Here is a 25,083-nt window from a genome sequence, read left to right as displayed (position 1 = left end):
AACGACAGCGGCATCACGACAGCCAGACCCACCGCCACCGGCACCGCCGGCCACCGACCGACTCCCCAGCATCGCGCGACCAGGTACGTGATCATCACGCGCAGCCCGATCACTACCCGAGCAATACCGTCGCCACCGAGAGCACGACGGCGGGATCATCCGAGCCCAGCGATGCTGCCGACAGCAGCGGGTAGTAGATCGAGTACCCGGGTTGGGCCCCGGTCGCGCGGCTGGCCAGCAACAGTTCCACATGTAGGGGCAGGTTGGTCATTCTCGGGCCGCCGGAGGCGATCATCCGCATCAGAGCAATACCGATACCGGTCGCCACCACAAACACCGCGCCGGCGAACGTCCAAGCGCCGCGTTCACGCAACCGGGTCCGGCGCACGCCCGGTACGACATCCGTCCCGTCCGCCTTCAGTCCGTCGGGACGGATGCGCCGCGGAGCGGGTTTGCCGCTCACCCTCGGATGATAGGGCAGCGACCGAACCCGGTTACGATGCATTCCATGACACGCACATTGGTCACCGGGGGTGCCGGGTTCATCGGTGCCAACTTCGTTCACCACCTGATCGGGCACACCGACGACGAAGTGGTGGTGCTCGACGCCCTGACCTATGCGGGTCATCGCTCCTCCCTGGCCGGGCTCCCGGAAAACCGGGTCGAGTTCGTGCACGGTGATGTGGCCGATGCGGCGGTGGTCAACGAACTGGCCGACCGGGTCGATCGGATCGTGCATTTCGCGGCCGAGTCGCACAACGACAACTCGCTGAACGACCCCTCCCCGTTCATACAGACCAATATTGTCGGCACCTTCGTGCTGCTCGAAGCAGTGCGTCGCACCGGGGTGCGCTACCACCACATCTCCACCGATGAGGTGTACGGCGACCTCGAGTTGGACGACCCGGAGCGGTTCGCCGAGACCACCGCCTACAACCCGTCCAGCCCCTACTCGGCCTCGAAGGCGTCCAGCGACCACCTGGTGCGCGCCTGGGTGCGCAGCTTCGGGGTGCCGGCCACGCTGAGCAACTGCTCGAACAACTACGGCCCCTACCAGCATGTCGAGAAGTTCATTCCCCGACAGATCACCAATGTGATCGACGGGCTGCGTCCCAAGCTCTACGGCGCCGGACTCAACGTGCGCGACTGGATTCACGTCGACGATCACAATGCCGCGGTGGTGCGGATTCTCGAGGACGGACGAATCGGCGAGACCTACTTGATCGGCGCGGACGGGGAAATGAACAACAAGTCGGTGATCGAAATGATCCTGACCAAGATGGGACAACCCGCCGACGCCTACGATCACGTCAACGACCGGCCCGGCCACGACCTGCGCTATGCGATCGACTGGACGCGCCTTCGCGACGAGCTCGGCTGGCAGCCGCAGTACCGCGACTTCGAATCCGGTCTGGCCGCGACCATCGAGTGGTACCGCGCCCATGAGGACTGGTGGCGTCCGATGAAGGCCGCCACCGAGCAGAAGTACGCGAAGACGGGTCAGTGATACCGGCCCGAGTGCATGCCACAGCGGCCGCGCTGTTGCTGGCAGCCACCCTGCTGTTTTTCTGGTGGCTGAACGACACTCCCGAAACCCAGATCGCGCTGTATGCGATCACCTGGCTGTGGCTGGTTGCGTTGCCCGGGGTGGTGTTGGCCCGGCTGCTGTTGGGCCGCCGCGGCAGTTGGTTCACCGAGATCATGGTGGGCATCACCCTCGGCATGGCGGTCAGCGTGCAGTTGTGGCTGCTGCTCACCTGGCTGGGCGTGAACCAGGCCTTCATCGCCTGGCCGGTACCGGTGCTGGTGGTCAGTCTGCTGCCCCGATTCCGTTACGCCTGGCGACGTCGGGAGCCGGCGCCGGCCGGGCCCGGCGCGGTCGCTATCTGGTTGTTCACCGCCGCGGTGATCAGGGTTCTGGCAGGCGTCAGTCGGTTGCTCTTCTCACCGTCGGATCTGCCCCCCGGGCGACTGCACTGGTTCCAGGACGATTTCTGGCAGTTGGCGCTCACCGCCCAGCTTCAGCATGCGGTACCGCCCGATCTGCCCCAGGTTGCGGGCACCCCGTTCTGGTACCACTGGTTCTCCAACGCCCACATCGCCTCCCTGGCCGGCACCGGCCTCGATCTGAACGTGCTGATGATGCGGCTGTGGATGCCGGTGGTGCTGTTGGCCGCGCTCGGCATGGTGATGGTGATCGGCAAACAGCTCACCGGTGCCTACTGGCCCGGAGCCCTGGCCGCGCTGTGCGTCGCCAATGCGGCGGCGATTCTGCCGGTATGGGGTGAGCTTCCCGGACTACACCCCTCGGCGGTACACAGCCCCTCCCAACAGTTCGCCCTGGCAGTCACCCCGTTGGCGATGTCGATGCTGGTGATGCTCTTGCAACAGCGCCGGCTGTCCCCGGGTCACTGGGTCGTGCTGGTGCTCGCCCTGTTGGGCAACTCCGGCGCCAAGGGCTCGGTGCTGCCGGTACTGATCTGCGGCATGCTCGCCGTGGTGGCGATGTGCCTGCTGACCCTGCGCAGCCATCTCAAACCGGCCCTGCTCGGTCTGGGCGCGACGGCGGCGGTGCTGGCGGCCACGATGCCGCTCACCTCCGGTGGTTCGGCCGGGGTGCACGTTCAACTCTTCTCGTCCTTCCGGCTGCATACGGCCTGGGTGCAGATGCACGGCCGTACCCCCACCTCCCTGGACCCGGTGCTGCCCGGCCTGGATCGTGCCGGCGCACCGCTGCTGCTGGGCCTGCTGCTGCTCGGCTACGTGATCGCCTTCGGGTACGTCTGGATCTCGGCTCCCCGCTGGCGGGCCAACCCCAGTGCCTGGCTGATGCTCGGCATCGGAGTTGCCGGCTGGGCGGCGATGATGCTGGTGAACCAGGACGGTTTCTCGCAGGTCTACTTCTTTCTCGGTGCCGTGGTCGCCTGGCATCTGATGGCCGGGGTCGGTGCCCACTGGGCCTGGCACCGCAGCTGCGCCGCCCACGGCCGCACCATCAGCATCGGTGCTGCCATCTTCGGCTACGCGGTCGGCGCCGCCCTGTTGCTCAACCTGCGCCAACTCGCCCCCCAACCCGAGCAGGCCTCCGAGATCAACCGCACGATCATTCCCTCCTACGCCCTCTGGTTGCTGGCCTGCGCCACCGTGCTCGTCGTTGCCTGGTTGTGGCGTACCGGACGGGCCGGGGTGTGGCTGGGCTTCGTGGCCGGACAGTTCGGCGCAGCGCTGCCGCTGACCCGGGTGCTCTATGCGGGCAACACTCACCCCGACTGGCTTCGATTCGCCCACTGGGCCATCGCCCTGGCCGGTGCCGCAGTACTGGTGTACGGCCTGCGTCGCCGGTGGCCGAACCGACGTTGGGTGCAGCGGTTGCTGATTCCGGCCCTGGCCCTGGCGGGCGCGCTGGTGGTGGCCTACGACGGGGTTCAATCAGCGCACATAGCCGCGGCCCGTCCCACGACGGAGTCCCCGACCACGGTCACCGCGGCCGAAACGTCGGCCACCCTGTGGTTGCGCGACAACTCCGCGACATCCGACATCGTGGCCACCAACCTGCACTGTGCGGTCAAGAAGACCGTGCCCGACTGTGACACCAGGCTGTTCTGGGTGGGCGCGTTCACCCAGCGTCGGGTGCTGCTCGAGGGTTGGGGGTACACCGCCGAGGCCCATCAGGCGCACGGCACGAACGACCTGATCTTCTCCCGCCAGCCCTTCCACGACCAGGAACTGTTCAAGCTCAACGAGGCGGCCTTCTACGCCCCCACCCCCGAGGTGCTGGACGCGTTACGGGCCCGCAAGGTGCGCTGGCTGTTCGCCGACAAACACGCCGGAGCGTTCAGCGAAGAACTCGCCGACCACGCCGAGCTGGTCTACGAGAACTCCGACGTGCACATCTACCGGCTCTAGGTCGGGCTCAGCGCCGGATCAGGTGGCAGGTGTTCACCGCCGCGAAGGGTTTGAAACCGGCCCGGGCCCAGGCCCGCTGCACCCGGACGTTGGCCGCCTGGGTCGAGATGATCACCCGGCCCAGGCCGCGCTTCACCGCCTCGGCCCGCACCGCGGTGAGCAGGTCGGCATACCAGCCCTGACCCTGGGCTGCCGGGACGAGACCGGCCAACTCGATCTCCAGGTCGTCACCGTCGCTGGTCAGCGTCGCGGCCCCGACCACCTCGTCGCGGTGCCGCAGCAGCACCACATTGCGCGGGTTGGTGGCATAGGCGCGTGCGGCCCATTCCAGATAGCCGGCCAGCGCCAGCTCGGGGTCGAGGTCGGGGTTGGCGGTGTAGTGGTTGCCGTAACCGGCGAAGGAGGCCTCCACCACCCGGCGCAACACCGCGGAGGTTTCGGCCGAGGGAGTGTCGTCGACCGAGGTGGTCAGCCCGTCGGCCCCGGCGGCCTCGGCATCGGCGGCCGGCACCTCCCAATAAACCAAGGTGTCGGCGGGCAGCACGCCTCGTCCCGACTTGGCCAGCACCGCACCGAGTCGGGCCAGCCCGGCCGGATACCGCACCACGATGATCTCGGCCTCACAGCCGTCGATCAGGCTCGTGAGTTCACCGGCGACCGATTCGTCGGCGTCGTGGCCCACCACGATCCGGGCGAAGGTACGTCCGAAGCGGTTGGTCTCGTACGGGCTGTCACTCAGCGTGACCCCCGAACCGCTCAGCCCCGCCCAGCTCATGCCTGCACCCGGTACTCGCGGGTCACGCCGATCACCCGGGCGATGTCCTCGTCGGTCATCTTGGCGTGCAGCGGCAGGCGCACCAGCCGCATCGCCGCATCGGCGGTGACCGGACAAGGCGCGGGGGTGCGGCCGAAGGCCCGTCCGGCCGGTGCGGAATCGAGTGGCTGGTAGTGGAAGGTGCCGACGATGTCGTGTTCGCGCAGATGGGTCAGCAGCCCGCCCTGATCGGCGTGGCTGGGCATCACCATGAAGAAGGCGTGGGCCGGATGGCGGCGTCCGGCCGGAATGGTCATCAAGGCGACGTTCTGCGCCGCGGCCCAATCGGCCAACTCGGCGGCGTAGGCGTCCCACACCCGGTGCCGGCGGGCCTGAATCTGCTCGAAGCGTTCGAACTGGGCCAGCAACAGTGCGGCCAGAATGTCGCTGGGCAGGTAGGACGAGCCCTGCTCCACCCAGGTGTACTTGTCGACCTGACCGCGCAGGAACTTCGACCGGTTCGTGCCCTTCTCGCGCAGCACCTCGGCCGGCTCGAACAGCTCGGGGTCGTTGATCAGCAACGCCCCGCCCTCACCGCAGGCGACATTCTTGGTGGCATGCCAACTCTGGGTGGCGAGCGTTCCGAAGGTGCCCAGGTGTCGATCGTCCAGGTAAGCGCCGATGGCGTGGGCATTGTCCTCGACCAGGTGCAGCCCGTGTTCGGCGGTGATGCGTTGCAGGGCGGGCATGTCGCAGGCCACCCCGCCGTAATGGACGATGAACACCGCCTTGGTGCGTTCGGTGATCGCCGCCTCCACCAGGGCTGGGTCGATGTTCAAGGTGACCGGGTCGACATCGACGAACACCGGCGTCGCTCCCCGAATCGCCACCGCGGCGGCCGTGGACGAGAAAGTGAAGGAGGGCACGACCACCTCGTCCCCGGGGCCGATCCCAAGCAGCATCACCGACATCTCCAGGGCGTGGGTGCAGCTGGTGGTGAGCAGGGCGTGTGGGGCGCCGGTGTACTCGGTCAGCCAGCGGGTCGCCTTCGCGGTGAACGGACCGTCCCCCTGCCATCCCGGTGAGGCCAGAGCCTCGGCGACGTACTCACTCTCCAGCCCGGCCAGGTAGGGCTCGCTGAACAGGATTCGGCTCACGGATTCACCTTTCACAATCGGACACCCTTACAGTAGTGCGGTGCCGAGCCTGTTGAGACGCATCATCGACCTGTTCCGGTCGTACCACCAGTTGCGCTATCTGGTGGTGGCGGGCTGCACGGCTCTGGGCTACGTCGGACTGGTGGCCCTGGGGTTGTGGATCGGCTGGCACTACATGATCGCGATCCTGGTGGCCCAAGCCATCACCATCGCCTGCGCCTTTCCCGCCTACCGCAATCTCGTCTTCCACTCCCGCGGCACGATCTGGGCCGACTTCGTGCGGTTCCTGTCGGTCTGGGCCTCCGGTGCGATCGCCGGCTTGGTCGCCACGCCCTTCCTGGTCGAGGTCTTCGGGATGCCGCCGCTGTTCGCCCAGGTGCTGGCCATCGTGGTGATCGCGGTCGCGAGCTATCTGGGGCACCGGTTCTTCTCCTTCCGCGATCGCGAACCCGAACACGACGCGCGGCCACCCGCCCAGGAGCCGTCCGAGCATGTGACCAAGGAGCAACCATGAGGGTTTCGGTCGTCATTCCCTGCTATCGGTCGCGCGACACCCTGCCGAAGTTGGTGGAACGGCTGCTGGTCGAACTCCCGAAGTTGACCACGGCCTTCGAGGTGATCATGGTGGTGGACGGCTCTCCCGACGACACCTACGCGGTGGCGCACGCGTTGGAGGTCGATCATCCGGGTGTGGTGCGCGCGGTGTTGTTGCGCCGCAACTACGGCCAGCACAACGCCCTGTTGGCGGGGTTGGCCCGGGCGCGGTACGAGATCACGGTCACGATGGACGACGACCTGCAGCACCTGCCCGAACAGATCGAACCCCTGCTGGCCCCCTTGCAGAATCCGCTGATCGACCTGGTGTACGGCGTCGCCGCCGAAGAGGAACACGGGCTGCTGCGCTCGCTGGCCTCACGCACGGTGAAGACCGCTCTGGCCGCCGCCGAGGTGCCCAGCGCCAAGGACGTCAGCGCCTTCCGCGCCTTCCGCACCGACCTGCGCGACGGCTTCGCCCACGTCGCCGACCAGTTCACCAACCTGGACGTGTTGCTGAGCTGGACGACCGTCAGTATCGAGCGTGTTCGGGTGCAGATGGACATGCGCAACGACGGCAAATCCGGTTACACCTTCTCGTCGCTGGTGCGCCATGCGATGAACATGGTCACCGGCTACGGCACCGTGCCGCTGAAGCTGGTGAGTTGGCTCGGCGCCTTCACCTCACTGCTCGGGGTGGGCCTGCTGATCTTCGTCCTGGTGCGCTACCTGATGGGCCGTATCGAGGTGGCCGGCTTCACCACCCTGGCGTCCATGCTGGCGATTCTGAGCGGCGCGATGATGCTCTCGATCGGCATCCTGGGTGAGTACCTGGGCCGCTTGCACTTCCGGTCGATGCAGCGTCCGTCCTTCCTGGTGCGCATCGACGCGGTGGACGACGGCCCCCGGGCCGGCCTGCCCGGCACCCACCTGCCCGAGGTGTCCATCGCCCGTACCCCCGATGAGATCGCCGCGGCCCTGCGCGAGAAGTACCGCCAGCTCGAGCGTCCCTGACTCCCGGGTTTGAGCCGCACCCGCCGTGTCAGACTGGGGTGCATGCGAGGCATCATCCTGGCCGGTGGATCCGGCACCCGGTTGCACCCGATCACCAAGGCGATCAGCAAACAGCTGGTGCCCGTCTACGACAAGCCGATGATCTATTACCCGCTGTCGACCCTGATGGTGTCGGGAGTGCAGAGCATCCTGATCATCACCACGCCGCACGATCAGCCCCAGTTCGAACGGCTGCTGGGTGACGGCTCCGACTACGGGGTGTCCTTCACCTACGCGGTACAGCCCGAGCCCAAGGGTCTGGCCCAGGCCTTCACGATCGGCGCCGATTTCGTCGGTGGCGAGCACTCCTGCCTGGTGTTGGGCGACAACATCTTCGCCGGACCCGGCCTGGGCCGGTCGCTGCGCGAGGTCGGGGCTCGGCCCGGGGCCACGGTCTTCGGGTACCAGGTCGCGAACCCGTCCGATTACGGCGTGGTGGAGTTCAATGCCGAGCGTCAGGCGATCTCGATCGAGGAGAAACCGGCCGAGCCCAAGTCGCACTTCGCCGTCCCGGGGCTGTATTTCTATGACGAGCAGGTCTGTGACATCGCCGCGAACCTGGAGCCCTCGGCGCGGGGTGAGTACGAGATCACCGATGTGAACCGGCACTATCTGGAGGCCGGGCAGCTCCATGTTCAGGTGTTGCCCCGCGGTACCGCCTGGTTGGACACCGGCACCTTCGAGTCGTTGAACGATGCGAACAACTTCGTCCGCACCATTCAGGCCCGTCAGGGTCTGCAGATCGGCTGTCCCGAAGAGGTTGCCTGGCGGATGGGCTACCTCAGCGATGACGAGCTGCGGGTGCGCGCCGAGAAGCTGGTGAAGTCCGGTTACGGCAGTTACCTGCTCGGCCTGCTGGACGAGAAGGCCGGCCCGGTCACCTGACCCGGTAGATGCAAGGGACGAGGGCGCTCAGCGCGTCGGCGACCCGGGCGCGGCCGCGGCCGTCCACCACGGCGGTGGCATTGGCCGAGAGCCGCCGCTGCAGATCACGATCGGTGAGCAGGGCGGCGATCGCCTCGATCGCGGGCTCGCGCCCTTCGCCGTCGAGCTTGGCCAACTCGCCGACCGGAACGATCAGATCGGCACCCTGCACCTCGCGGTAACCGACGAGCTGATTCTCGGTGACCGCCACCAACCCGGTCGGGACGCCCAGGCAGAGGAACTCCCAGATCGAGGTACCGGCCGCACTGATCGCGGCGGTGCAGGTGGTGGCCAACCCGGGTAGGTCATCGACCAAGCCGACGACCTCCAACTGCTGACCCGGCAGCACCGGCAGCGCCGACAACTCCGCGGCGATCTCGGGGTTGGCCGCGATCGCGATGATCTCGACCTGCTCGACCGCGGCCAGAATCAACGGCACCACCGCCCGGGCCCCACCCCACGGATCACTGCCCCCGAAAACCACCAGTACCCGGGGCCGCTCCCCCTCGGGTCGCGGCGCATCGCGCCGATCGAGCACCACATTGCGCAGCAGCGCGTATTCGATACCGGCCAGCATCTGCGAATCAGCGACCGGACGGTCGGCCTGCACCGCTCCGTAGTTCTGATCGACATATAGATCGGCGTGTTGGTGCAGGCCGAAGGGCCCGTCCACCATCGTCATCGCCGGAATACCGGCCGCGAGCAGGGCACGGCCCAGTTCGGGTGCCAGTTCGTAACCGTCCAGGTCGACCGCGTCCACCCCGAGTTCGCGAAGCTGGGCCACGAAGGCATCGGGCTCCTCGGCGGCCGGCATCATCCGCAACCCTCGGGCCGCGATCTGCTGTTCCGGCCAAGCCATGCCGTTGGTCGAACCCAGCATCACGACCTCGTCGCCGCGGGCCAGGAACTCCTCGGCCAGGGCCAGGCTGCGAATCACATGTCCGGTGCCCATCGTGGGGCTGCAGTCACAACGAAGCGCGATCTTCACGAACCCGAGCGTAATGCGCAACGGCCGGTGGGGTGTCCCCCACCGGCCGTTGTCGAGCCTTGCTTCGGTTCAGCCCGGACGTATCAGCCCGGACGTACGGCGCCGTTGTACGGCATCAGGTGCATCGAGACCTTCTCGACCGGCTTGCCCGGACGCGAGGCGTGGATGATCTTGCCGTCACCGACGTAGATGCCCACGTGGCTGCGTCCGCTGTAGTAGAAGATCAGGTCGCCGGGCTTCAGCGCCGACTTCGAGACCTTCTTGCCCGCTGCGTACTGCTGCTGCGAGGTGCGCGGCAGCTTCACGCCGGCCGACTTCCAAGCTCCACCGGTCAGGCCCGAGCAGTCCCAGGAGGACGGGCCGGTACCGCCGTAGCGGTAGGAATCACCCAGACGCGACTGCGCGAACGCCACAGCCTTCTGGCTGCGGTTCTGGGTGCGTGTCATCTTGAAGGTGTTCGAGCGGTACACCTGACCGTTCGGGTAGCGGCCGGCCACCCGCCAGTAGGTGGTGCCGGCGGTCGAAGCACCGTAGGTCAGCGGGATGGTGAAGTTGCCACCCGCGGTGGTCTTGCGGATCTGCGAGGTGCGCCACACACCGGGGCGAACCTGAACCTCGGTCCACACGGTCATCGCCTTGTTGGTGTCGAACCGACCCCAGGTGCTGGTGCCCGCTCCCACCGGCTTGGCGCCGGCGCTGTAGGCCACCGGCTTCGCCAGACGCTTCAGGGAGAAGGGGCTGGTGCGCACGATCCGGCCATCGGGGTAACGACCCGCGACGCGCCAACGCTTGGTGCCGGGGGTGGTGGCACCGTAGGTCAGCGGAATGACGTAATTGCCGCCGGCGGTGGTGGTGCGCTTCTGGGAGGTGCTCCACACGCCGCGGCGCACCTCGACCTCGGTCCACACCGTGATCGGCTTCTTGGTGTCGAACCGGCCCCAAGTATTGGCGGTACGGCCGACCATCGTGGTGCCTGCACTGTAAACAGTGGGCTTGCCGATCGAAGATCCATCGGCAACATATGGTTGCGCGGCTGCGGGCGTCGCTGGCATGACGGTGCCGGCGCCGATGGTCACCAGGGCGAGAGCCGAGGTGACAATCGCAGCAACAGCGCGTTTTGTCCTTGACACAAAGTCCTCCTAGTGGGGGCGTCCGGGGAAGATACTAAGAAGATCTCAGAATGATCACAAATCGATGTACCGCACCCCACGCCACGCACACGCGGACAGCGCTGCCATGCGTGTTAGCCTCGGAGCGCATCAAGTTCCATTTGCCGTGCCATTTTGGAGGAAGTCCATGAGCCGACTCACGGGGTCGTCGCTGCTGGTTACCGGGGGTACCGGTTCGTTCGGCAAAGCATTCATCAGCAAATTGTTGCGAGACGTCGACCCCGCCCGGGTGGTCATCTTCTCCCGCGACGAGTTGAAGCAGTACGAGGTTCGCCAGATGTTCGGCGACGACCCGCGGCTGCGCTGGTTCCTCGGTGACGTCCGCGACCGCGACCGGCTGGCCCGCGCGATGCACAAGGTCGACTACGTCGTGCACGCCGCCGCCCTGAAGCAGGTCGACACCGCCGAGTACAACCCCGGTGAGTTCATCAAGACCAACGTGCTGGGATCGCAGAACGTGATCGAGGCCTCCATCGACTCCGGCGTCAAGCGCGTGGTCGCGCTGTCGACCGACAAGGCCTCCAGCCCGATCAACCTGTACGGCGCCACCAAGCTGACCGCCGACAAACTCTTCATCAGCGGCAACCACTACGCCGCCAGCTACGACACCCGCTTCTGCGTGGTGCGCTACGGCAACGTGATGGGCAGCCGCGGCTCGGTGATTCCGCACTGGCGCAAGCTGCACGCCGAGGGCAAGTCGCTGGGCATCACCGACGAGCGGATGACCCGCTTCCTGATCACCCTGGAGCAGGCCGTCCAGTTCGTCCTGGACTCCTTCGAACTGATGCAGGGTGGCGAGCTGTTCGTGCCGCGCATCCCGTCGATGCGCATCACCGACCTCGCTCAGGCCGTGGCCCCCGGCGCGGAGATGCACACCATCGGCCTGCGTCCGGGCGAGAAGTTGCACGAGGAAATGATCTCCGAGGAAGAGGGCCGCCGCGCCCTGCTGATCGGCGACCGTTACATCCTGCAGCCCGACCTGGCCTCCTGGGGCTACGAGCCGCCCGCCGAGGGTCAGCCGGTGCCCGAGGGCTTCCACTACACCTCGGCGAACAACGACCAGTGGTTCACCCAGGAAGAGATTCGCCACATCCTGGCCACGGAAGTCTGAGCCGTGCTGCCCTACGGTCGTCAATCGATCAACGAAGATGACATCGAGGCCGTAACCGCCGTCCTGCGCGGTGACTGGCTGACCACCGGCCCGGCGGTGACCGCCTTCGAGGAGGCGCTGGCCTCCCGGGCCGGGGTGCACCGGGCGGTGAGCTGCTCCAGCGGTACCGCCGCCCTGCACGTGGCCTATGCCGCGGCCGGGGTCGGGCCCGGTGACGAGGTGATCACCACCCCGATGACCTTCGTGGCCACCGCCAGTTCGGCGATGGCGATGGGGGCAACCGTCCGCTTCGCCGATGTCGAGGAGGATACGGCCAATATCGACCCGGGCGCGGTGGCTGCCGAGATCACCGAACGCACCAAGGTCGTGGCCGCGGTCGACTACTCCGGGCACCCGGCCGAGATGGATCGGCTGAACGAGATCGCCCACGGCGTCGGTGCGCTGACCGTGGAGGATGCCGCCCATTCGATCGGCTCGCTGTACCACGGGCGGGAGGTCGGCTCGCTGGCCGACCTGACCACCTACTCCTTCTTCCCGACCAAGAACCTGACCACCGCCGAGGGCGGCGCGGTGCTCAGCAACGACCCCGAGCTGGCCCTGCGCGCCCACCGCTTCCACTTCATCGGGCTGGTGCGCGAGCGCGACGACATGCGCTACCCCGACGAGGGCCCCTGGCACCAGGAAGTGCACGAGTGGGGGCTCAACTACCGGCTCTCCGATCTGCAGGCGGCCCTGGGGCTCAGCCAGCTCAACCGGCTGCCGGCGTTCAAACAGCGCCGGGCCGAGATCTTCCGGCGATACCAGGAGGGTCTGGCCGACGTGGCCGGCGTGCGCCTGCCGACCGCCCGGGAGTACGTCGACCCGGTCTGGCACTTCTACCCGATCCGAATTCTGGACGGGCGGCGCCGTGAGGTCTTCGAGAAGTTCCGGGCGAACGGCATCGGGGTGCAGGTCAACTACATTCCGGTGCACTGGCACCCGCTGTTCGAGGATCTGGGCTTCAAGCGCGGCCAGTTCCCCAATGCCGAAGCCTTCTACGCCGAAGAACTGTCGCTGCCGATGTTCTACGAACTGACCGACAGCGATGTCGACCGGGTGATCGACACCCTGCGGACGATTCTCGGGGCCTGACCGGATGCATATCGCGAACCACTTCTACGGCCACGCGCATATCATGGCGCGCTACGCCGGTCTGGCCGAGGTGCCCCGCATCTGGGGTTACCTGCAACACGGCTGGAACACCTACGACGGGTTCGCACCGGGCACCGCCTTCACCGACGGGTTCAAGAAACTCGTCTGGTCGGAGGCCTGCGCCCGACGCGGCTGGGCCTTGGGTCGACGCGACTACGTGGTGGTCGGCGCGGCTTGGGCCTACCTGCTGGAGTTGGAGAAGCAGCAGGCCTGGGCGGCCCGTGCACCCAAGCGCGAGGGCACCATCGTCTACCCCTTCCACGGTTGGGAGAAGCAGTCGGTGATCGGCGATCACGACTCCTACATCGACGAGATCCGGGCCACCGAGGGCGACGTCCCGATCACCATCTGCCTCTACTGGGCCGAGTACGAGGACGAACGCACCCGGCGGCTGTACGAGAAGGCCGGTTTCCGGGTGATCACCCACGGCTACCGCGGCTACATGTGGAAGGACACCGACACCCAGTTCCTCTACAAGCAGTTGGCCGAAGTGCGCCGGCACAAACGGGTGGTCAGCAACCGGATCTCCTCGGCCCTGCTCTACGGCGCCTCCACCGGCGCCGAGATCGGCATCTACGGCGACCCGATGCTGCTGGAGTCCGAGCGTCTGCAGTTGGGGGGCCCGTCCAAGCCGATGCGGCTGTGGCCCCAGATCCATCAGGTTGCGGTGCCGGCCGCCGACGCGGCCGAATGGGCCCGGGTGGAGTTGGGCACCGACATTCTGCTGTCGCCGGCCGAGATCCGGATGGTCTTCGGCTGGCAGGACGCCCGGCTGGCCAAGGACGTGGTCGGGCAACTCTCCGACGCCGAGGGCAGCGTGCCCGAGGACGTGCGCGAGGGCGCCAAGCGGATCGGCGTACCCGAGGGGTCTTCGGCGGGCATGGACGCCGACCTGTCCGACTGATCGCGGCGCGGCCCGGGCTTCCGCCCTTCGACACGCGGTCAGACTGCGCCTACTTCCCTTTACTTGAGGACCCGTCGGGCGAACCGCTCGGCCCGCTCCAGCAGCTTCGGCGGCACCATCCGCAAGGCACCGGTGCGCAGCAGTTCGGCGAGCTTGCGCACCGGGAAGGTGACGAAACGTCCGATCTTGAACGATGCCGAGGTGCGGGTGTGCAGCAGCATCCGCTCGGCCGAGGCCAGCTTGCGTTCCCGCATGTGCAGCGCAGTTTCCATCCAGTCGACCTGACCCTGGCTGACCTCGAGGGCGGTGGCCATCGTCGACACCCGTTCCACCGCCTGGCGGTAGCCGCGTTTCGGCCCCGGCGTCGCGGTGAACTGGGAGGCACCCATCGCGATCGACTCGGCCACCAGGCCGGGAAGTTCGTCGCCGGGAATACCGCGCAGGATCGCGTTGAGTTCCGCTTCCAGGGTGGCCGCGGTGTTCAGCAGGGTCGGGGTGCACACCAGCCCGGCCATCACCGCCATCGTCTCGGCCATCTCGTCCGGGGAAATGTCCGGCCGCCAGGGGTGGTTGATGCCGGCGTGCAGGGCGCGGATCGCGAATCGGCGCAGCCCGACCACCCCGGCGACCTCCCGGCTGATCTCTTCGGACCATGACCAGGACGGGTCGTCCAGCACCAGGCCGGCGTCGGTGACGATCACATTGGCCGGGTCGGCGAAGAGCCGGGCCTCGGCCGGTACCGCGTCGCCGCTCAGGAACTGGGCGTAGCGGCGCACCAGGGAGCGGATCGGCAACAGATTGCCGCCGGACATCGCCTCGCGCAGCATCGTCTCCAGGGAGCGGCCGCCGGTCGCGGGGGCGGCGAAGGCGGTGAAATCGCGACGCAGCTTGCGTTCGGCCATCTCGGGTTGGCGGCCCCGGTTGCGCCGGTGCCAGCCGTCCTCGTCGCGGTGGTAGCCCACGGTCGCGCGCCACGGTTCGGACGACCACAGGTCGGAGACCAGCAGGTCGGGCAGGTTCGCGTCGGCATCGTTCACGTCGTCGCTGGCTGCGCCGCGCCGAGCAAGGAAGAGCCAGCCCGAGGCGAGCGAATCGGCCAGGCCGGCCGCGAAGACACCTTCGATGAACTCGGCCGGTTCGGTCAGCGAGGGCTTGCGCGAGAACAACTCCGCTTGCAGCCGAACGGCCTGGGCCCGGCCGACCTGGTTGATCTCCGGGTCGTCCAGAGTGTCCCGGTCGATCAGCAGCGCGGGCTGATCCGGGCTGGGGAAGACCGCCCAGGAAGCGATACGGGTGAGGGCACTGCCCTGCCACAGGTCGTCCAACTCGGTGACGTAGGGGCCACGCTGGTCGTAGCCGGTGGCTCCGTGCCACCAATTCTCGTTCGCGTTGGCGCCGACGAACCGGTCGCGAACCGGAATCTCGTCCGCGTCTTCGTCATCGCCGTCGTGGCGCTGTTTCTGCTCGGTGCGTTCGGGACGCACCTCCTCGCGCAGCGAAACATCGACCAGGTCGAGGCTGGCGCGATCCTCCATCGGCAGGCGGAGCAGTTCGTGGGAGCCCATCCCGTTGTTCACCAGGGCGACCAGCAGTCCGTCATCGGCGACGAATTCGGCCACCTGCTGCAGCACTTCGCGGTGGCTCAGGCCCGGGGCATCGGGCGACAACACCCGCTCGGGGCCGTCCAGCAGCACGACCAGGTCGAAGGGCTGATCGACCTCGAGCTGCTCCAACGAGCCGGCCCACACCGTCAGGTCGTCCTTCCAGGCAGTGGCGACCGCGACCTTGCGCGCATCGGGCAGGCCACGCACCAACACCTCGACATGACCCGCGTTGAGCCCGTCAGCGAGCAACGCCGCCCGCGGCCCGATCAACAGTGCCCGACCGGGCCGGGGCAGTTGCTCGATCAGCGAGCGCAGCAGTGCGGCATCCACCTCCTCGGTCAGGTCGCTCCAATCGAGCATTTCCCCACCGATCAGTCGGGCGGGGGACGAGGAATCCAGGTGGAAGGACTGCATCTGCCTCTTCTCTCGGTTGTGGCGCTACTGCGACGCTACCGCGATGTCGTGGGTGACCACTCCCGACGACGCCGTGCTACCAGCATCGTAGGCAATCACCAGCGGCGCGGAATCGGCCGCCAGGGTGAGCTTCCGCTCGGAGAACGACCACTTCGCCGGGTCGGCCGGCTGCAACCGGCCCTCGACCCAGCGATAGACCTGCGCCGACGGCTCCCGCGGCGGGGTCACCTGGGCGACCACGGTACGGGTGACCTGCTGACGTGCCTTCCACATCCGCTGACGGGCCCCGCGCAGCTTCTTGCGGGCCTTGCGCAGATTGCGCTTGGCGAACCTCGCCGCCCCGGCTGGGGTGTAGCGCTCAGCGGCGGGTCGCTGGACGGCAGGCTTCGCGGGCTCGGGTGCGGGCTCTGCTGCGGTCGCCGGGGCGGGCTGGGGCACCGGGTTCACCGGAGCCGTCGGAGCCGGGGCCGGTTTGCTCGGGCCGGGCGCCCAGCCGATCTGCACCCGGGCGGAATCGTCACCGGGCATCACCGTGATCAGGGTCTGCCGCTCCGAACGTCCGGTACCGGTGACCTGGGTGGGGCAGCTCGGTTCCTCGGCGGTGGTCATGGTGATGCCGTCGATCCGCACGCCGACCAGGCCGTACTCGCGAATACCCAGATCGTTGGCGTCCAGGCCGTAGAACTCCAGCAGGGTGAGGCCGTCGGGGTCGACCTCATCGGGCTGCAAGATGAACTCGACCTGTTGCCGGCAGGTGCGCCGCGATTCCAGGGCCACCAGGGCCACCTCGCGTCCCCGGGTGGTGATCTGCACCAGCCGGTGCGGTGGCAGCGGGGGCAGCTCCACCAGTTCGTCCTCATCGCCACCGGCCTGGATCCGGGCCTTGCGCGCGGCCCAGGCACGCACCTTGGTGGTCTCGGTTTCGCTGGCCTGGTCCACACACAGGTCGAGCGAGACCCGTACCGGGCCGTCGAAGCGGGGAGCCTTGAAGCCCAGCAGGGCGTAGTTGTTGCGGATCCGGGAGATGATGCCGACACCGCGCACCATCCCGTCCATCACCATCAGGCCTTCGGTGGTGCCGGCGGTGACGCGTTCGTCGGCCGGGATCGGTTCGACCGGAATGTCGAAGTGGGTGGAGAATCCTGCGCTGCGCGGCTCGACCAGGTGATCGACGCCCAGCGGTGCGAGGTCCTCGATCAGGTCGGCGACCGGCTGGTCGAAGTCCACTTGCGTCAACAGGGCCTGGCGGCGGCGCCACAGTCGGCGCACCGCCGACATCACCGAGTCGCCCTCGGCCTCGACATAGCCCATCGTGACGGTGAGTTCGTCGTACAGGCCGTTGTCCTTCTTGAACTCCCACGGCGGCACCAGTGGCGAGCGCACATCGGTGATACCACGGTAGGCCCACATCCACAGTCGGGCCCGCTCGAACTGCTCATCGGTGATCACCTGTGCCCCACGCAGCAGGGCGGCGATCGACTCCTCCAGTTTGCGCCAGTACTCGTCCTGGGTGTCGGCGCGCTCGGACAGGCCGCAGTGGCTCCATTCCGACCAACCGGCCTGCAGGGCCGGGATACCCCAGGCCGGGTACTCGTTCGAGACGCTGCCGCGCACCGTCAGCACCAAGTCGGGCAGGCTGGTCAGCCGGCTCTTGCTCATATCCATGCTGGGACGGAAGACCATGTGCGGTTTGTCCGCGTAGCGCTGGGTGAGCACCTCGAAATGGTTGGTGACGTCGTAGATGAACTGGGCGGGGTGATCGACGATCAGCCAGTTCACCTCCGGATGCTCCGCGGCGTAGGCGACGGTGGCGTCGAACCAGTGGGCGAGGCTTTCGAAGGCCTCGTGGTTGGTCTTCAGCGCATCGGAGTGGGCGTGTGCGAAGACCGCAACCACCGGCTTGGCCGGGTCCATGTCCAGGTCGCGCATCGCCTGTTGCCGGATGGTGTGACGTTCGGCGTCGCTCTGATACTCCAGCGTCGAGCGGGCACCGCCACCGCGCCACCAGGAGGGGCGTCCGAAGTTGTTGCGGGCCCGCCAGACGGTCAACTCGGCCGCGCCGCGCAGGGCATCTCGGTTCGCCCAGATGTGGTTCTCGAAGAACTCGGCGATCTGGTGGGTGAAGTGCATCCGCAGGGTCGGGTAGGCCGCACCCTCGGGCAGCTGTGTCTGCTGCGCCATCTCGGGGAACCAGGCGTAGGACTTCAGACTGCCGGTGGCCTGCACGTGCAGGATCGGCACCTCGCGGGTCAGGGCGGCGAACACCCCGGCACCCCAGTGGTGGTAGTCGATGTGGCTGGTGATGAAGGCGGTCGCCTCACGGGCGAAGAGGGCTTCGTAGATCCGGACGTAGCGGTCGGTCATCTCGTCGATCCGGGCGAAGTCCTCGCTGCTGCGGATCTCGTCGGTGACGAACGGCACCTTCAGCAGCCGGGCCACGGTGGCATCGACCAGATCGTCGACGATCTTGGCGTCCATCTCGGCCCGGTCGGGAATAGTGATCGTGCGCCCAGCCGCGGTCAACGTGGCCCCGGTGGCGGGCAGGTCGGCAGCGGCCCGACCCAGGTCAATCACCGCGTCGGCGCCGTAGGATTCGGCCACCCGGGTGAGTTCCTCGGGGTCGTAGTACTCCCAGACCACCTTCTGCCAGGTCGGGTCGGGCCCGATCAGCACCACGAGCCGGGCCGGGGTGATCCGGCGGATCGCGTTCGCGGTGGTCAACTGGCGAATCGCCAGCCGGATGTCCTGGGTGAGCAACTCGACAACCAGAATCGGGGAGTCGGGGCTACTCGGCAGCACCATGTTGGGCCAATAGTCATGGCCGCGTTCGATCATTCGTTGCAGCGATGCTGCGATCCAGTCCTGCGTCGCACTTCTGGACACGGCGAGCCGACACCTCCAGCATTCCCATCACCGGCGGGTGATGCTCGAACTCAGATATCTTCCCAGGACAGCGGCGTGCCCTTGGCCACGTCGACCGTGAACCGACGACCTGCAACCAGGTCGAACAACTCCGGGGCCAGTCCCCCGGCCGGACGGATCGACCGCACATTGTCGGCCGACACTTCTTCGCCTGCTTTGACATCGCGGGTGACATACAGCGATCGCCGGAAGCGCAGTCCCTCGGCCTCCGACTGGTCGGCGCCGATCACCGGACGACCCAGCGCGCGGCGAGCGGTTTCGCTCTCTCGTACCAGGGCGGCCAACTCGGGCCCCTCCAGCGAGAAGGCCGAGTCGACGCCCCCGTCGGCGCGCGAGAGGGTGACGTGCTTCTCGATCACGCAGGCACCGAAGGCCACCGAGGCGACCGCCGCACCGATCCCGAGGGTGTGGTCGGACAGCCCGACCAGAGTGCCGAAGGCATCGGCGAGCACCGGAATACCGCGCAGGTTGGACGCCGCCGGGTCGGCCGGGTAGTTCGCGGTGCACTGCAGCACCACGATGTCGTCGTTACCGACCGAACGGGCCGCTTCGACCGCGTTGAAGACCTCCCCCACCGAGGCCATGCCGGTGGAGATGATCATCGGCTTGCCCTTGCTCGCCGCATGGCGGATCAGCGGCAGGTCGACGATCTCCGAGGACGCGATCTTGAAGGCCGGCACCCCCAGCCCGTCCAGAAAGTCGACCGCGGTCGGGTCGAAGGGGGCCGAGAAGGCCTCGATGCCGAGTTCGGCGGCGAGCTCGAAGATCGGCTCGTGCCATTCCCAGGGCATGGACGCCTCGGTGTAGAGGTCGTACAGGGTGCGGCCGCCCCACAACTCGTGGCCGTCGGAGAGCCGGAAGCGGTCACTGTCGACGTCGAGGGTCATCGTGTCGGCGGTATAGGTCTGCAATTTGAGCGCATGGGCCCCGGCGTCGGCCGCCATCCGGACGATGTCCAACGCGCGATCGAGGCTGCCGTTGTGGTTGCCCGACATCTCGGCGATGACGAACGGGGGATGGTCCGGGCCCACCTGGTGTCGTCCGATCCGCATGATCCTCACTCCCGGCCGGACGAGGTCCCGGCCTCACGCAGGGTACAGAACTTATCTATCCATTGGCCAAACGTCCGGCCACCTTGTGACGGTATCGCGATCGACCCCCGGTTACCCACTCGGATACTTCCTTACCCACGACCCCGCGCCATTTCTCGCATATGCAACCCGGACGGTTCCTGCGCCACGTAGTTCATGCCGCATGAACGCGTCCGGGTTGCATATGGAGGCAGTGGGCCCCGCTGGGCCGGGGTTCGGGTACGGGCCCTCCACCAAGCGAGCACTACGATGAGTGACGATGACTGACGCGATACGGGTGGCGGTGGCAGTGATCACCTACCGCCGCCCCGAACTCCTTGCCGAACTGCTGGCCTCGGTGCAGGCCCAGCAGATCGATGACCGCTATGCGGTGCGCATCGTGGTGGTCGACAACGATGCCGAGGGCTCGGCCCGCGAAGTGGTGGACGCGGCCGGCGGGCCCTTTCCGATCACCTATCGCGTCGAACCCGAGGCCGGCATCCCCTTCGCTCGGCAACGCTCGGTCGACCTGTGCGCCGACGACGATGCGCTGATCTTCGTCGACGACGATGAGCAGTGCCCACCGGGCTGGCTGGACGCACTGCTGACCTATTGGCAGCGCTCGGGTGCCGATGTGGTGACCGGGCCGGTGCACGGGCTGCTACCTACCGGCGTGCCGGCCTGGAACCGGCACAGTGACGTCCATTCCTCCCGGGGCAAACACCGCACCGGCGACCGGCTGCCGCACGCCTATACGAACAACACCCTGGTCACCCGGGCGGTGCTGGACGAGGTGACCCCCGCCTTCGACCCGGCCTTCCGGTTCACCGGCTCCAGCGATCTGCATTTCTTCCTGCGGGTGGCCCGGGCCGGGTTCGACATCCGCTGGGTCGAAGAGGCCGAGGTCACCGAACGGGTGCCGGTCTCGCGCACCTCGCTGCGCTGGCTGGCCCACCGGGCCTTTCGTTCCGGCGCCGGCGACACCATCGCCCGGCGGCTGATCGCCCCGGGGGTCGGCTCGGCGCTGAAGTCGATCGCCCTGGCCGTGGCCCGGCTCGGTTCCGGGATGCTGTTGTTGCTCGCCGGCCTGATCAACGGCCGTCCCGATCGTCGGATCAAGGGCTTTCGCCGGCTGTGTTCGGCCGCGGGTTCCTTCGCGGGCCTGCTGGGGGTGAACCATGAGGAATACCGGCGCTGAGCCGCCTTCGGTGCGCGAACTGTGTGAGCTGATTTGGTCGCTGGAGGACGATCTGGAGCTGCTGTCCTGGCAGCACGGACGTCACCTGCCCTGGCCGCTGGTGCGCAACCGGCTGCTCACCGCGTTGAGTGAACGCACCGGCACCCAAAGCCCGGCCCACACCGTGCACCGCACCCGCGGTGCTCAGGCAGCCTTGGTCGCGCGCCACACCGGTGCGGTGGTGACCCGCAACCCGATGCTGGTGCGCGGCCCCCGCCGGGACGTGATCCTGGTGCATCCGCGCAAGACCGCCGGCACCGAGTGGTACACCGAACAACTCCGACGCGAGCTGCCCGAGGCACTGGTGCTCGATTCGGCGATCAACGGTATTCCGCTGCCGTCCAGCCACCGGCTGGATTTCCAGATCTCCACCGCCGGCATGATCGGACGCCTGGTGAGCCGGGTCCCGGCCCTGCGTCGGTCTTGGTGGGGACGGGACCTGGCCCGGCTGGAACAGGTGTCGGACCGGATCGTCGAGGTCACCGGGCACCGGGTGGACGTCGCGGCCCTGGCCACCCGCGAATCGGTGAAACATGCCCTGCTGCGGCGCTGGACCCGGGCGGTGTTCAAGGCCCTGGGCACCCGGCGGTTCTTCGTGGTGGTCGGCTACTTCCAGCAGCACTGGGTGGGCGCTGCCCAGGACCTCGGCATCGAGGTGATCGAACTGCAGCACGGGGTAATCTCGCCCTACCACTTGGGCTACTCCTACCCGGGACGTCCCGCGGTCGGCCAACACCCCGATCAGTTATGGGCCTTCGGCAGTTTCTGGCCCGAGACGGTCGATCTGCCGGGCGGGATGAGCTCCCGGGTGATCGGCGCGGCACACCTGCCCCGCGACCTACCGCATCGGGTCGAACGCGACCCGAACCTGGTGCTGGTGCTCTCCCAGGGCACCGTCTCGTCCCGGTTGGGTTCCTGGGCGATGGCGCTGCGCGCCCAGCGTCCCGACCTGCACGTGGTCTTCCGGCTGCACCCCAGCGAGCGGATTGATCCGGCCCGCCGGGCCGAACTCGAAGCAGCCGGCCTCGAGGTGTCGGACGGTGAGGATCCGCGCAACAGCACCGGGGCGGCGACCACCTATTGGTGGCAGGCCCGGGCCACCTGGCAGCTCGGGGTCTCGTCCACCGCGTTGTTCGAGGGGATGGCCCTGGGAGCACGCACCGTGGTCGCAGGGCTGGCCGGTCACGAATACCTCACCGAAGCGGTGGCCCGCGGTGATGCGGTGCTGGTCGGCGAGCCGTCCGGGCTGGCCGAGGGGCTCGACCTCGCCCGTCCCTGCCCGGAACCGGATCGCTACTACGCCCTGCCGGTCGCCAAACTGATCTGAGGCTGAGACACCATTCGGCCTCAGTCCTTGTTCGGACTGTTCCGGCGGATCTTCAGCACGGTGAAGGTCTCCCCGCCGATTTCCTGTTCGACCCGGTCGACCTCGACGAAGCCCATCCGGTCGTTGAACGACCGCACCCCCTCGTTGATCTCGAGCACATCGGCATCCAGCCGGTGCAGGCCGAGTTCGTTGTCGGCGTACTTCACCGCGTCGCGCTGGATCTGGATCCAGGCCGGCAGCAGTTCGCCGCGTTCCTCCAGGCCCGCGTTGTCCAGGTAGTAGCCGTAGTAGGCCGACCCGGCTTCGCGGTCGATATCGAAGAAGGTGACCACCCCGCTGGGCGTACCGCCGCGCTCGTAGATCAACAGCAGCCGCTTCTCGTCGGCCATCAGGCTCTGCCACCAGCGGGCATGGTCGTCGGGGCTGATCACATCCTGATTCAGCGATACCCGGCGCACCTCCGGGTGGTTACGCCAGGCCAGTACCCGGTCACGGTCTTCATCGGTCGCCACACGCAACATCTCTGCAGTCCTCTCGCCTCGCCACAATGCTAAAGGCCGCGCGTTAGTGGCTAGACTTCGGCGCATGAGTCAACTCAGTCGCGATGAAGTTCGTCAGCTGATGGGTGAGGTCCTGAGCAACCAGGGCAAGGAACTGCCCGCCGATGACAAGGCCGTCCTCACCGAGATCGGTTTCCGATCGCTCGACTTCTCCGAACTCGCCCTGCGCGTCGAGGACGAGCTCGGCACCGAACTGAACTTCGACGCCCCCGGCCTGCGCCAGATCGAGACCGTGGGCGACGTCCTCGATTTCATCGAGGCACTGCAGTCGGCATGAGCGAGCTGCGAGGGGCGAACAACCGGATCGTCGCCGGCGGCCGGGTGAGCACCTGGGCCGACCTCGACACGCTGCCGATGCCGGCGGTGTCGGCGGTCTTCGGTCACGGCCACCTCGCCGCGGCCCGGGCGGTGTGGACCCACCTCAACGGCGAGCACGAATCATTGATCGCCGCCGACACCCGCGTCGACGAGGCGTTGACCACCGACCTGCTCGACAACGGCTTCGCGGTGCTCACCCCCGGCACGGACGGCAAGTTGTCCGTCCGCGAACCCGAGACCCCGGCCCAGGCCGATCCGGGACGGGTGTGGCTGCTGACCAGCGGTTCGACCGGACGACCCAAGCGGGTCGCGCACACGCTGACCTCGCTGACCACGGTCACCACCGACCAGCCCGCCCGCACCTGGCTGTGCCCCTACACCCCCGGCGCCTACGCCTGGTGGCAGGTGGTCACCCTGTCGCTGACCCTGCCCGACCAGCACGTGGTCTTCGTCGAACCCGACGAACTGGCCACCTGGCCCGCCCTCGCCCTGGAACACGGCGTCACCGCCGCGTCCGGCACCCCGACGTTCTGGCGTCAGGCCCTGTTCAACAGCGGCGAGACCATGCAGCAACTGCAGCTCGAACAGGTCACCCTCGGCGGTGAACCGGTCGATCAGGCGATTCTGGATCGACTGCGCGAGCTGTACCCCAACGCCCGGGTGTCGTGGATCTACGCCTCCTCGGAGGCCGGCGCCGCGATCGCGGTGCACGACGGTCTGGCCGGTTTTCCCGAGGCCTGGCTGAACCGCGACGCCCCCGACCGTCCGCGCCTGTCGGTGGACGGCGAAGAACTGCTGATCGCCTCCAAATGGCAGGCCGCCGGCATGGGTGAGCAGTTGCGCACCGGTGACCGGGTCGAGATCCGGGACGGCCGGGTGCACATCGTGGGCCGGCTCGCCAGTGACGAGATCAACGTCGGTGGTTCGAAGGCCTCGGCCTCCGAGGTGCGCTCGGTACTGCTGAACCACCCTGCGGTGGCCTGGGCCGCGGTGCGCGGCCGCAAGGCGCCGTTGGTGGGCACCATGGTGGTCGCCGAGGTCGTCCTGGAATCGGGCGCCGAGGTGACCGATGCCGACCTGGTGGCCTGGTGCTCCGAGCGGCTCAGCGACTACGCGGTTCCCCGCCGGATCCGCATCCTGCCCGAGATCCCGATCAAGGAGACGTTGAAGAGCGATGTCTGAGGTTCAGCCCGTCCCGCCCAGCACCTGCGTCCTGGTGTCCGGAGGCTCCCGCGGCCTCGGCCTGGCCATGGTGGAATCGATCCTGGCCAACGGTGCGAAGGTGGCCGCCTTCGCCCGCACCGTGACCCCCGAACTGCAGGCCGTCGCCGACGCCAATCCCGATCGGGTGCATATCGGCTCGGTGGATGCCACCGACTCGTCCGCGGTCGCCGCCTTCATCAAGGAGGCATCGGCCAAACTGGGCCCGATCGACGGGCTGGTGAACAACGCCGCGATCGGCCAGGACAGCCTGCACGTGCACACCTCGCCCGACCGGATCGCCGACATCATCGAGACCAACCTGACCGCGCCACTGCTGCTGACCCGCGCGGTGCTGCGGCACATGATGGGCAAGGGTATCCGCGGCCGGATCGTGATGATCACCTCGATCTGCGCCCAGCGCGGCTACGCGGGTCTGGTGGCCTACTCGGCGACCAAGAGCGGTCTGGACGGGGCGATGCGCGCCCTGGCCCGCGAAATGCACGGCCGGATGCTGGTGAACTCGATCGCGCCGGGCTTCTTCGCCTCCGAGATGAGCTCGGTGCTCGGCCAGACCCAGCTCGACACGATCAGCCGCCGCACCCCCACCGGTCGTCTGGTGGAGGCCGAGAACGTGATTCCGGTGCTGGACACCCTGCTGTTCTCCGACACCAACATCAACGGCCAGGCGCTGGTCATCGACGGCGGCGGCTCGATCTGAGTTCGCTCGACCCGGGGCC

At 67.7% G+C, this 25,083-nt stretch carries 22 protein-coding genes; 13 read left to right on the top strand and 9 right to left on the bottom strand.

Annotation, left to right across the window (positions count from 1 at the left end; translation table 11 throughout):
• Nucleotides 1–112 precede the first annotated feature (112 nt).
• Nucleotides 113–463 (bottom strand): hypothetical protein, encoded by a 351-nt coding sequence (locus tag ACR4XW_RS15405; protein ID WP_434761461.1) that lies wholly within the window; start codon nucleotides 461–463, stop codon nucleotides 113–115.
• A gap of 45 nt (nucleotides 464–508) precedes the next feature.
• Here ACR4XW_RS15405 and rfbB point away from each other — a divergent pair, with 45 nt between their 5' ends.
• Together rfbB and ACR4XW_RS15395 are read left to right on the top strand one after the other, a co-directional pair.
• Nucleotides 509–1,507, top strand: coding sequence for a dTDP-glucose 4,6-dehydratase (rfbB, locus tag ACR4XW_RS15400; RefSeq protein ID WP_434761460.1), 999 nt, complete (start codon nucleotides 509–511; stop codon nucleotides 1,505–1,507).
• 11 nt (nucleotides 1,508–1,518) lie between these two features.
• Nucleotides 1,519–3,906: a hypothetical protein gene (locus ACR4XW_RS15395; RefSeq protein WP_434761459.1), complete on the top strand. Its 2,388-nt coding sequence runs from the start codon at nucleotides 1,519–1,521 to the stop codon at nucleotides 3,904–3,906.
• A 7-nt stretch (nucleotides 3,907–3,913) separates the two neighbouring features.
• Here ACR4XW_RS15395 and ACR4XW_RS15390 read toward each other — a convergent pair whose 3' ends face one another.
• The gene (locus tag ACR4XW_RS15390; protein WP_434761458.1) at nucleotides 3,914–4,681 is read right to left on the bottom strand and encodes a GNAT family N-acetyltransferase; all 768 of its coding nucleotides are present in this window, start codon (nucleotides 4,679–4,681) and stop codon (nucleotides 3,914–3,916) included.
• Nucleotides 4,678–5,817, bottom strand: a complete 1,140-nt coding sequence (gene rffA, locus ACR4XW_RS15385) for a dTDP-4-amino-4,6-dideoxygalactose transaminase (RefSeq protein WP_434761457.1) — start codon at nucleotides 5,815–5,817, stop codon at nucleotides 4,678–4,680. Before rffA ends, ACR4XW_RS15390 begins: the two co-directional genes overlap by 4 nt.
• A 40-nt stretch (nucleotides 5,818–5,857) precedes the next feature.
• On the opposite strand from rffA, the gene ACR4XW_RS15380 reads away from it, so the two are divergent.
• From ACR4XW_RS15380 to rfbA, 3 genes are read left to right on the top strand one after another with little or no spacing between them, the layout of a single operon-like run.
• A complete protein-coding gene (locus tag ACR4XW_RS15380) occupies nucleotides 5,858–6,331 on the top strand; it encodes a GtrA family protein (RefSeq protein ID WP_434761456.1) in 474 nt (157 codons plus the stop codon).
• Nucleotides 6,328–7,365, top strand: coding sequence for a glycosyltransferase (locus ACR4XW_RS15375; RefSeq protein WP_434761455.1), 1,038 nt, complete (start codon nucleotides 6,328–6,330; stop codon nucleotides 7,363–7,365). The genes ACR4XW_RS15380 and ACR4XW_RS15375 overlap by 4 nt, the downstream gene beginning before the upstream one ends.
• Nucleotides 7,366–7,407: 42 nt before the next feature.
• Nucleotides 7,408–8,289 carry a glucose-1-phosphate thymidylyltransferase RfbA gene (gene rfbA / locus ACR4XW_RS15370; RefSeq protein WP_434761454.1) on the top strand — a complete coding sequence of 294 codons (882 nt, stop codon included), beginning with the start codon at nucleotides 7,408–7,410 and terminating at the stop codon, nucleotides 8,287–8,289.
• On the opposite strand, the gene ACR4XW_RS15365 is transcribed toward rfbA, so the two are convergent.
• Both ACR4XW_RS15365 and ACR4XW_RS15360 read right to left on the bottom strand, forming a co-directional pair.
• Nucleotides 8,282–9,316: a PseG/SpsG family protein gene (locus tag ACR4XW_RS15365; protein WP_434761453.1), complete on the bottom strand. Its 1,035-nt coding sequence runs from the start codon at nucleotides 9,314–9,316 to the stop codon at nucleotides 8,282–8,284. The genes rfbA and ACR4XW_RS15365 overlap by 8 nt on opposite strands.
• 83 nt (nucleotides 9,317–9,399) lie before the next feature.
• Nucleotides 9,400–10,281 carry a C40 family peptidase gene (locus ACR4XW_RS15360; protein WP_434761452.1) on the bottom strand — a complete coding sequence of 294 codons (882 nt, stop codon included), beginning with the start codon at nucleotides 10,279–10,281 and terminating at the stop codon, nucleotides 9,400–9,402.
• Between the two features lie 331 nt (nucleotides 10,282–10,612).
• Between ACR4XW_RS15360 and pseB the strand changes: the two genes are divergently transcribed.
• From pseB to ACR4XW_RS15345, 3 genes are read left to right on the top strand one after another with little or no spacing between them, the layout of a single operon-like run.
• Complete coding sequence (gene pseB / locus ACR4XW_RS15355; RefSeq protein ID WP_434761451.1) at nucleotides 10,613–11,596, top strand: UDP-N-acetylglucosamine 4,6-dehydratase (inverting); 984 nt, start codon at nucleotides 10,613–10,615, stop codon at nucleotides 11,594–11,596.
• Nucleotides 11,597–11,599: 3 nt separating this feature from the next.
• Nucleotides 11,600–12,727 carry a UDP-4-amino-4,6-dideoxy-N-acetyl-beta-L-altrosamine transaminase gene (gene pseC, locus ACR4XW_RS15350; protein ID WP_434761450.1) on the top strand — a complete coding sequence of 376 codons (1,128 nt, stop codon included), beginning with the start codon at nucleotides 11,600–11,602 and terminating at the stop codon, nucleotides 12,725–12,727.
• 43 nt (nucleotides 12,728–12,770) lie between these two features.
• Complete coding sequence (locus ACR4XW_RS15345; RefSeq protein ID WP_434761449.1) at nucleotides 12,771–13,691, top strand: hypothetical protein; 921 nt, start codon at nucleotides 12,771–12,773, stop codon at nucleotides 13,689–13,691.
• A gap of 59 nt (nucleotides 13,692–13,750) precedes the next feature.
• On the opposite strand, the gene ACR4XW_RS15340 is transcribed toward ACR4XW_RS15345, so the two are convergent.
• The 3 genes from ACR4XW_RS15340 to pseI are packed head-to-tail and all read right to left on the bottom strand — an operon-like array spanning nucleotide 13,751 to nucleotide 19,683.
• Nucleotides 13,751–15,709, bottom strand: coding sequence for an NACHT domain-containing protein (locus ACR4XW_RS15340; protein ID WP_434761448.1), 1,959 nt, complete (start codon nucleotides 15,707–15,709; stop codon nucleotides 13,751–13,753).
• A gap of 24 nt (nucleotides 15,710–15,733) precedes the next feature.
• Entirely contained in the window at nucleotides 15,734–18,592 is a 2,859-nt protein-coding gene (locus ACR4XW_RS15335) for a hypothetical protein (protein ID WP_434761447.1), read from the bottom strand.
• A 50-nt stretch (nucleotides 18,593–18,642) separates the two neighbouring features.
• Nucleotides 18,643–19,683, bottom strand: a complete 1,041-nt coding sequence (gene pseI, locus ACR4XW_RS15330) for a pseudaminic acid synthase (protein WP_434761446.1) — start codon at nucleotides 19,681–19,683, stop codon at nucleotides 18,643–18,645.
• Between the two features lie 298 nt (nucleotides 19,684–19,981).
• On the opposite strand from pseI, the gene ACR4XW_RS15325 reads away from it, so the two are divergent.
• Nucleotides 19,982–20,899: a glycosyltransferase family 2 protein gene (locus ACR4XW_RS15325; RefSeq protein WP_434761445.1), complete on the top strand. Its 918-nt coding sequence runs from the start codon at nucleotides 19,982–19,984 to the stop codon at nucleotides 20,897–20,899.
• Nucleotides 20,880–22,265, top strand: a complete 1,386-nt coding sequence (locus ACR4XW_RS15320) for a hypothetical protein (protein WP_434761444.1) — start codon at nucleotides 20,880–20,882, stop codon at nucleotides 22,263–22,265. The genes ACR4XW_RS15325 and ACR4XW_RS15320 overlap by 20 nt, the downstream gene beginning before the upstream one ends.
• A gap of 20 nt (nucleotides 22,266–22,285) precedes the next feature.
• Here the strand turns inward: ACR4XW_RS15320 and pseH are convergent, their stop codons facing one another.
• Entirely contained in the window at nucleotides 22,286–22,786 is a 501-nt protein-coding gene (gene pseH / locus ACR4XW_RS15315; protein WP_434761443.1) for a UDP-4-amino-4,6-dideoxy-N-acetyl-beta-L-altrosamine N-acetyltransferase, read from the bottom strand.
• Nucleotides 22,787–22,850: 64 nt separating this feature from the next.
• Between pseH and ACR4XW_RS15310 the strand changes: the two genes are divergently transcribed.
• The 3 genes from ACR4XW_RS15310 to ACR4XW_RS15300 are packed head-to-tail and all read left to right on the top strand — an operon-like array spanning nucleotide 22,851 to nucleotide 25,064.
• Nucleotides 22,851–23,102 (top strand): acyl carrier protein, encoded by a 252-nt coding sequence (locus ACR4XW_RS15310; RefSeq protein WP_434761442.1) that lies wholly within the window; start codon nucleotides 22,851–22,853, stop codon nucleotides 23,100–23,102.
• The gene (locus ACR4XW_RS15305) at nucleotides 23,099–24,325 is read left to right on the top strand and encodes an AMP-binding protein (protein WP_434761441.1); all 1,227 of its coding nucleotides are present in this window, start codon (nucleotides 23,099–23,101) and stop codon (nucleotides 24,323–24,325) included. The genes ACR4XW_RS15310 and ACR4XW_RS15305 overlap by 4 nt, the downstream gene beginning before the upstream one ends.
• Nucleotides 24,318–25,064, top strand: coding sequence for an SDR family NAD(P)-dependent oxidoreductase (locus tag ACR4XW_RS15300; RefSeq protein ID WP_434761440.1), 747 nt, complete (start codon nucleotides 24,318–24,320; stop codon nucleotides 25,062–25,064). Before ACR4XW_RS15305 ends, ACR4XW_RS15300 begins: the two co-directional genes overlap by 8 nt.
• The last annotated feature ends 19 nt before the right edge of the window (nucleotides 25,065–25,083 follow it).

The organism is Pseudenemella bisphenolivorans (genome assembly GCF_051133435.1).
Lineage (GTDB): Bacteria > Actinomycetota > Actinomycetes > Propionibacteriales > Propionibacteriaceae > JAAYAO01.
Note: the sequence above shows the minus strand (reverse complement) of the source record. Positions and strands in the feature narration are given on the sequence as shown.

Excerpts from the sequence above, each read along its gene's own strand:
- rfbB (WP_434761460.1), top strand. The coding sequence starts at position 509 with ATGACACGCACATTGGTCACCGGGGGTGCCGGGTTCATCGGTGCCAAC.
- ACR4XW_RS15390 (WP_434761458.1), bottom strand. The coding sequence starts at position 4,681 with ATGAGCTGGGCGGGGCTGAGCGGTTCGGGGGTCACGCTGAGTGACAGC.
- ACR4XW_RS15375 (WP_434761455.1), top strand. The coding sequence starts at position 6,328 with ATGAGGGTTTCGGTCGTCATTCCCTGCTATCGGTCGCGCGACACCCTG.
- rfbA (WP_434761454.1), top strand. The coding sequence starts at position 7,408 with ATGCGAGGCATCATCCTGGCCGGTGGATCCGGCACCCGGTTGCACCCG.
- ACR4XW_RS15360 (WP_434761452.1), bottom strand. The coding sequence starts at position 10,281 with ATGGTCGGCCGTACCGCCAATACTTGGGGCCGGTTCGACACCAAGAAG.
- pseB (WP_434761451.1), top strand. The coding sequence starts at position 10,613 with ATGAGCCGACTCACGGGGTCGTCGCTGCTGGTTACCGGGGGTACCGGT.
- ACR4XW_RS15345 (WP_434761449.1), top strand. The coding sequence starts at position 12,771 with ATGGCGCGCTACGCCGGTCTGGCCGAGGTGCCCCGCATCTGGGGTTAC.
- ACR4XW_RS15340 (WP_434761448.1), bottom strand. The coding sequence starts at position 15,709 with ATGCAGTCCTTCCACCTGGATTCCTCGTCCCCCGCCCGACTGATCGGT.
- pseI (WP_434761446.1), bottom strand. The coding sequence starts at position 19,683 with ATGCGGATCGGACGACACCAGGTGGGCCCGGACCATCCCCCGTTCGTC.
- ACR4XW_RS15325 (WP_434761445.1), top strand. The coding sequence starts at position 19,982 with ATGACTGACGCGATACGGGTGGCGGTGGCAGTGATCACCTACCGCCGC.
- ACR4XW_RS15320 (WP_434761444.1), top strand. The coding sequence starts at position 20,880 with ATGAGGAATACCGGCGCTGAGCCGCCTTCGGTGCGCGAACTGTGTGAG.
- pseH (WP_434761443.1), bottom strand. The coding sequence starts at position 22,786 with ATGTTGCGTGTGGCGACCGATGAAGACCGTGACCGGGTACTGGCCTGG.
- ACR4XW_RS15310 (WP_434761442.1), top strand. The coding sequence starts at position 22,851 with ATGAGTCAACTCAGTCGCGATGAAGTTCGTCAGCTGATGGGTGAGGTC.
- ACR4XW_RS15305 (WP_434761441.1), top strand. The coding sequence starts at position 23,099 with ATGAGCGAGCTGCGAGGGGCGAACAACCGGATCGTCGCCGGCGGCCGG.
- ACR4XW_RS15300 (WP_434761440.1), top strand. The coding sequence starts at position 24,318 with ATGTCTGAGGTTCAGCCCGTCCCGCCCAGCACCTGCGTCCTGGTGTCC.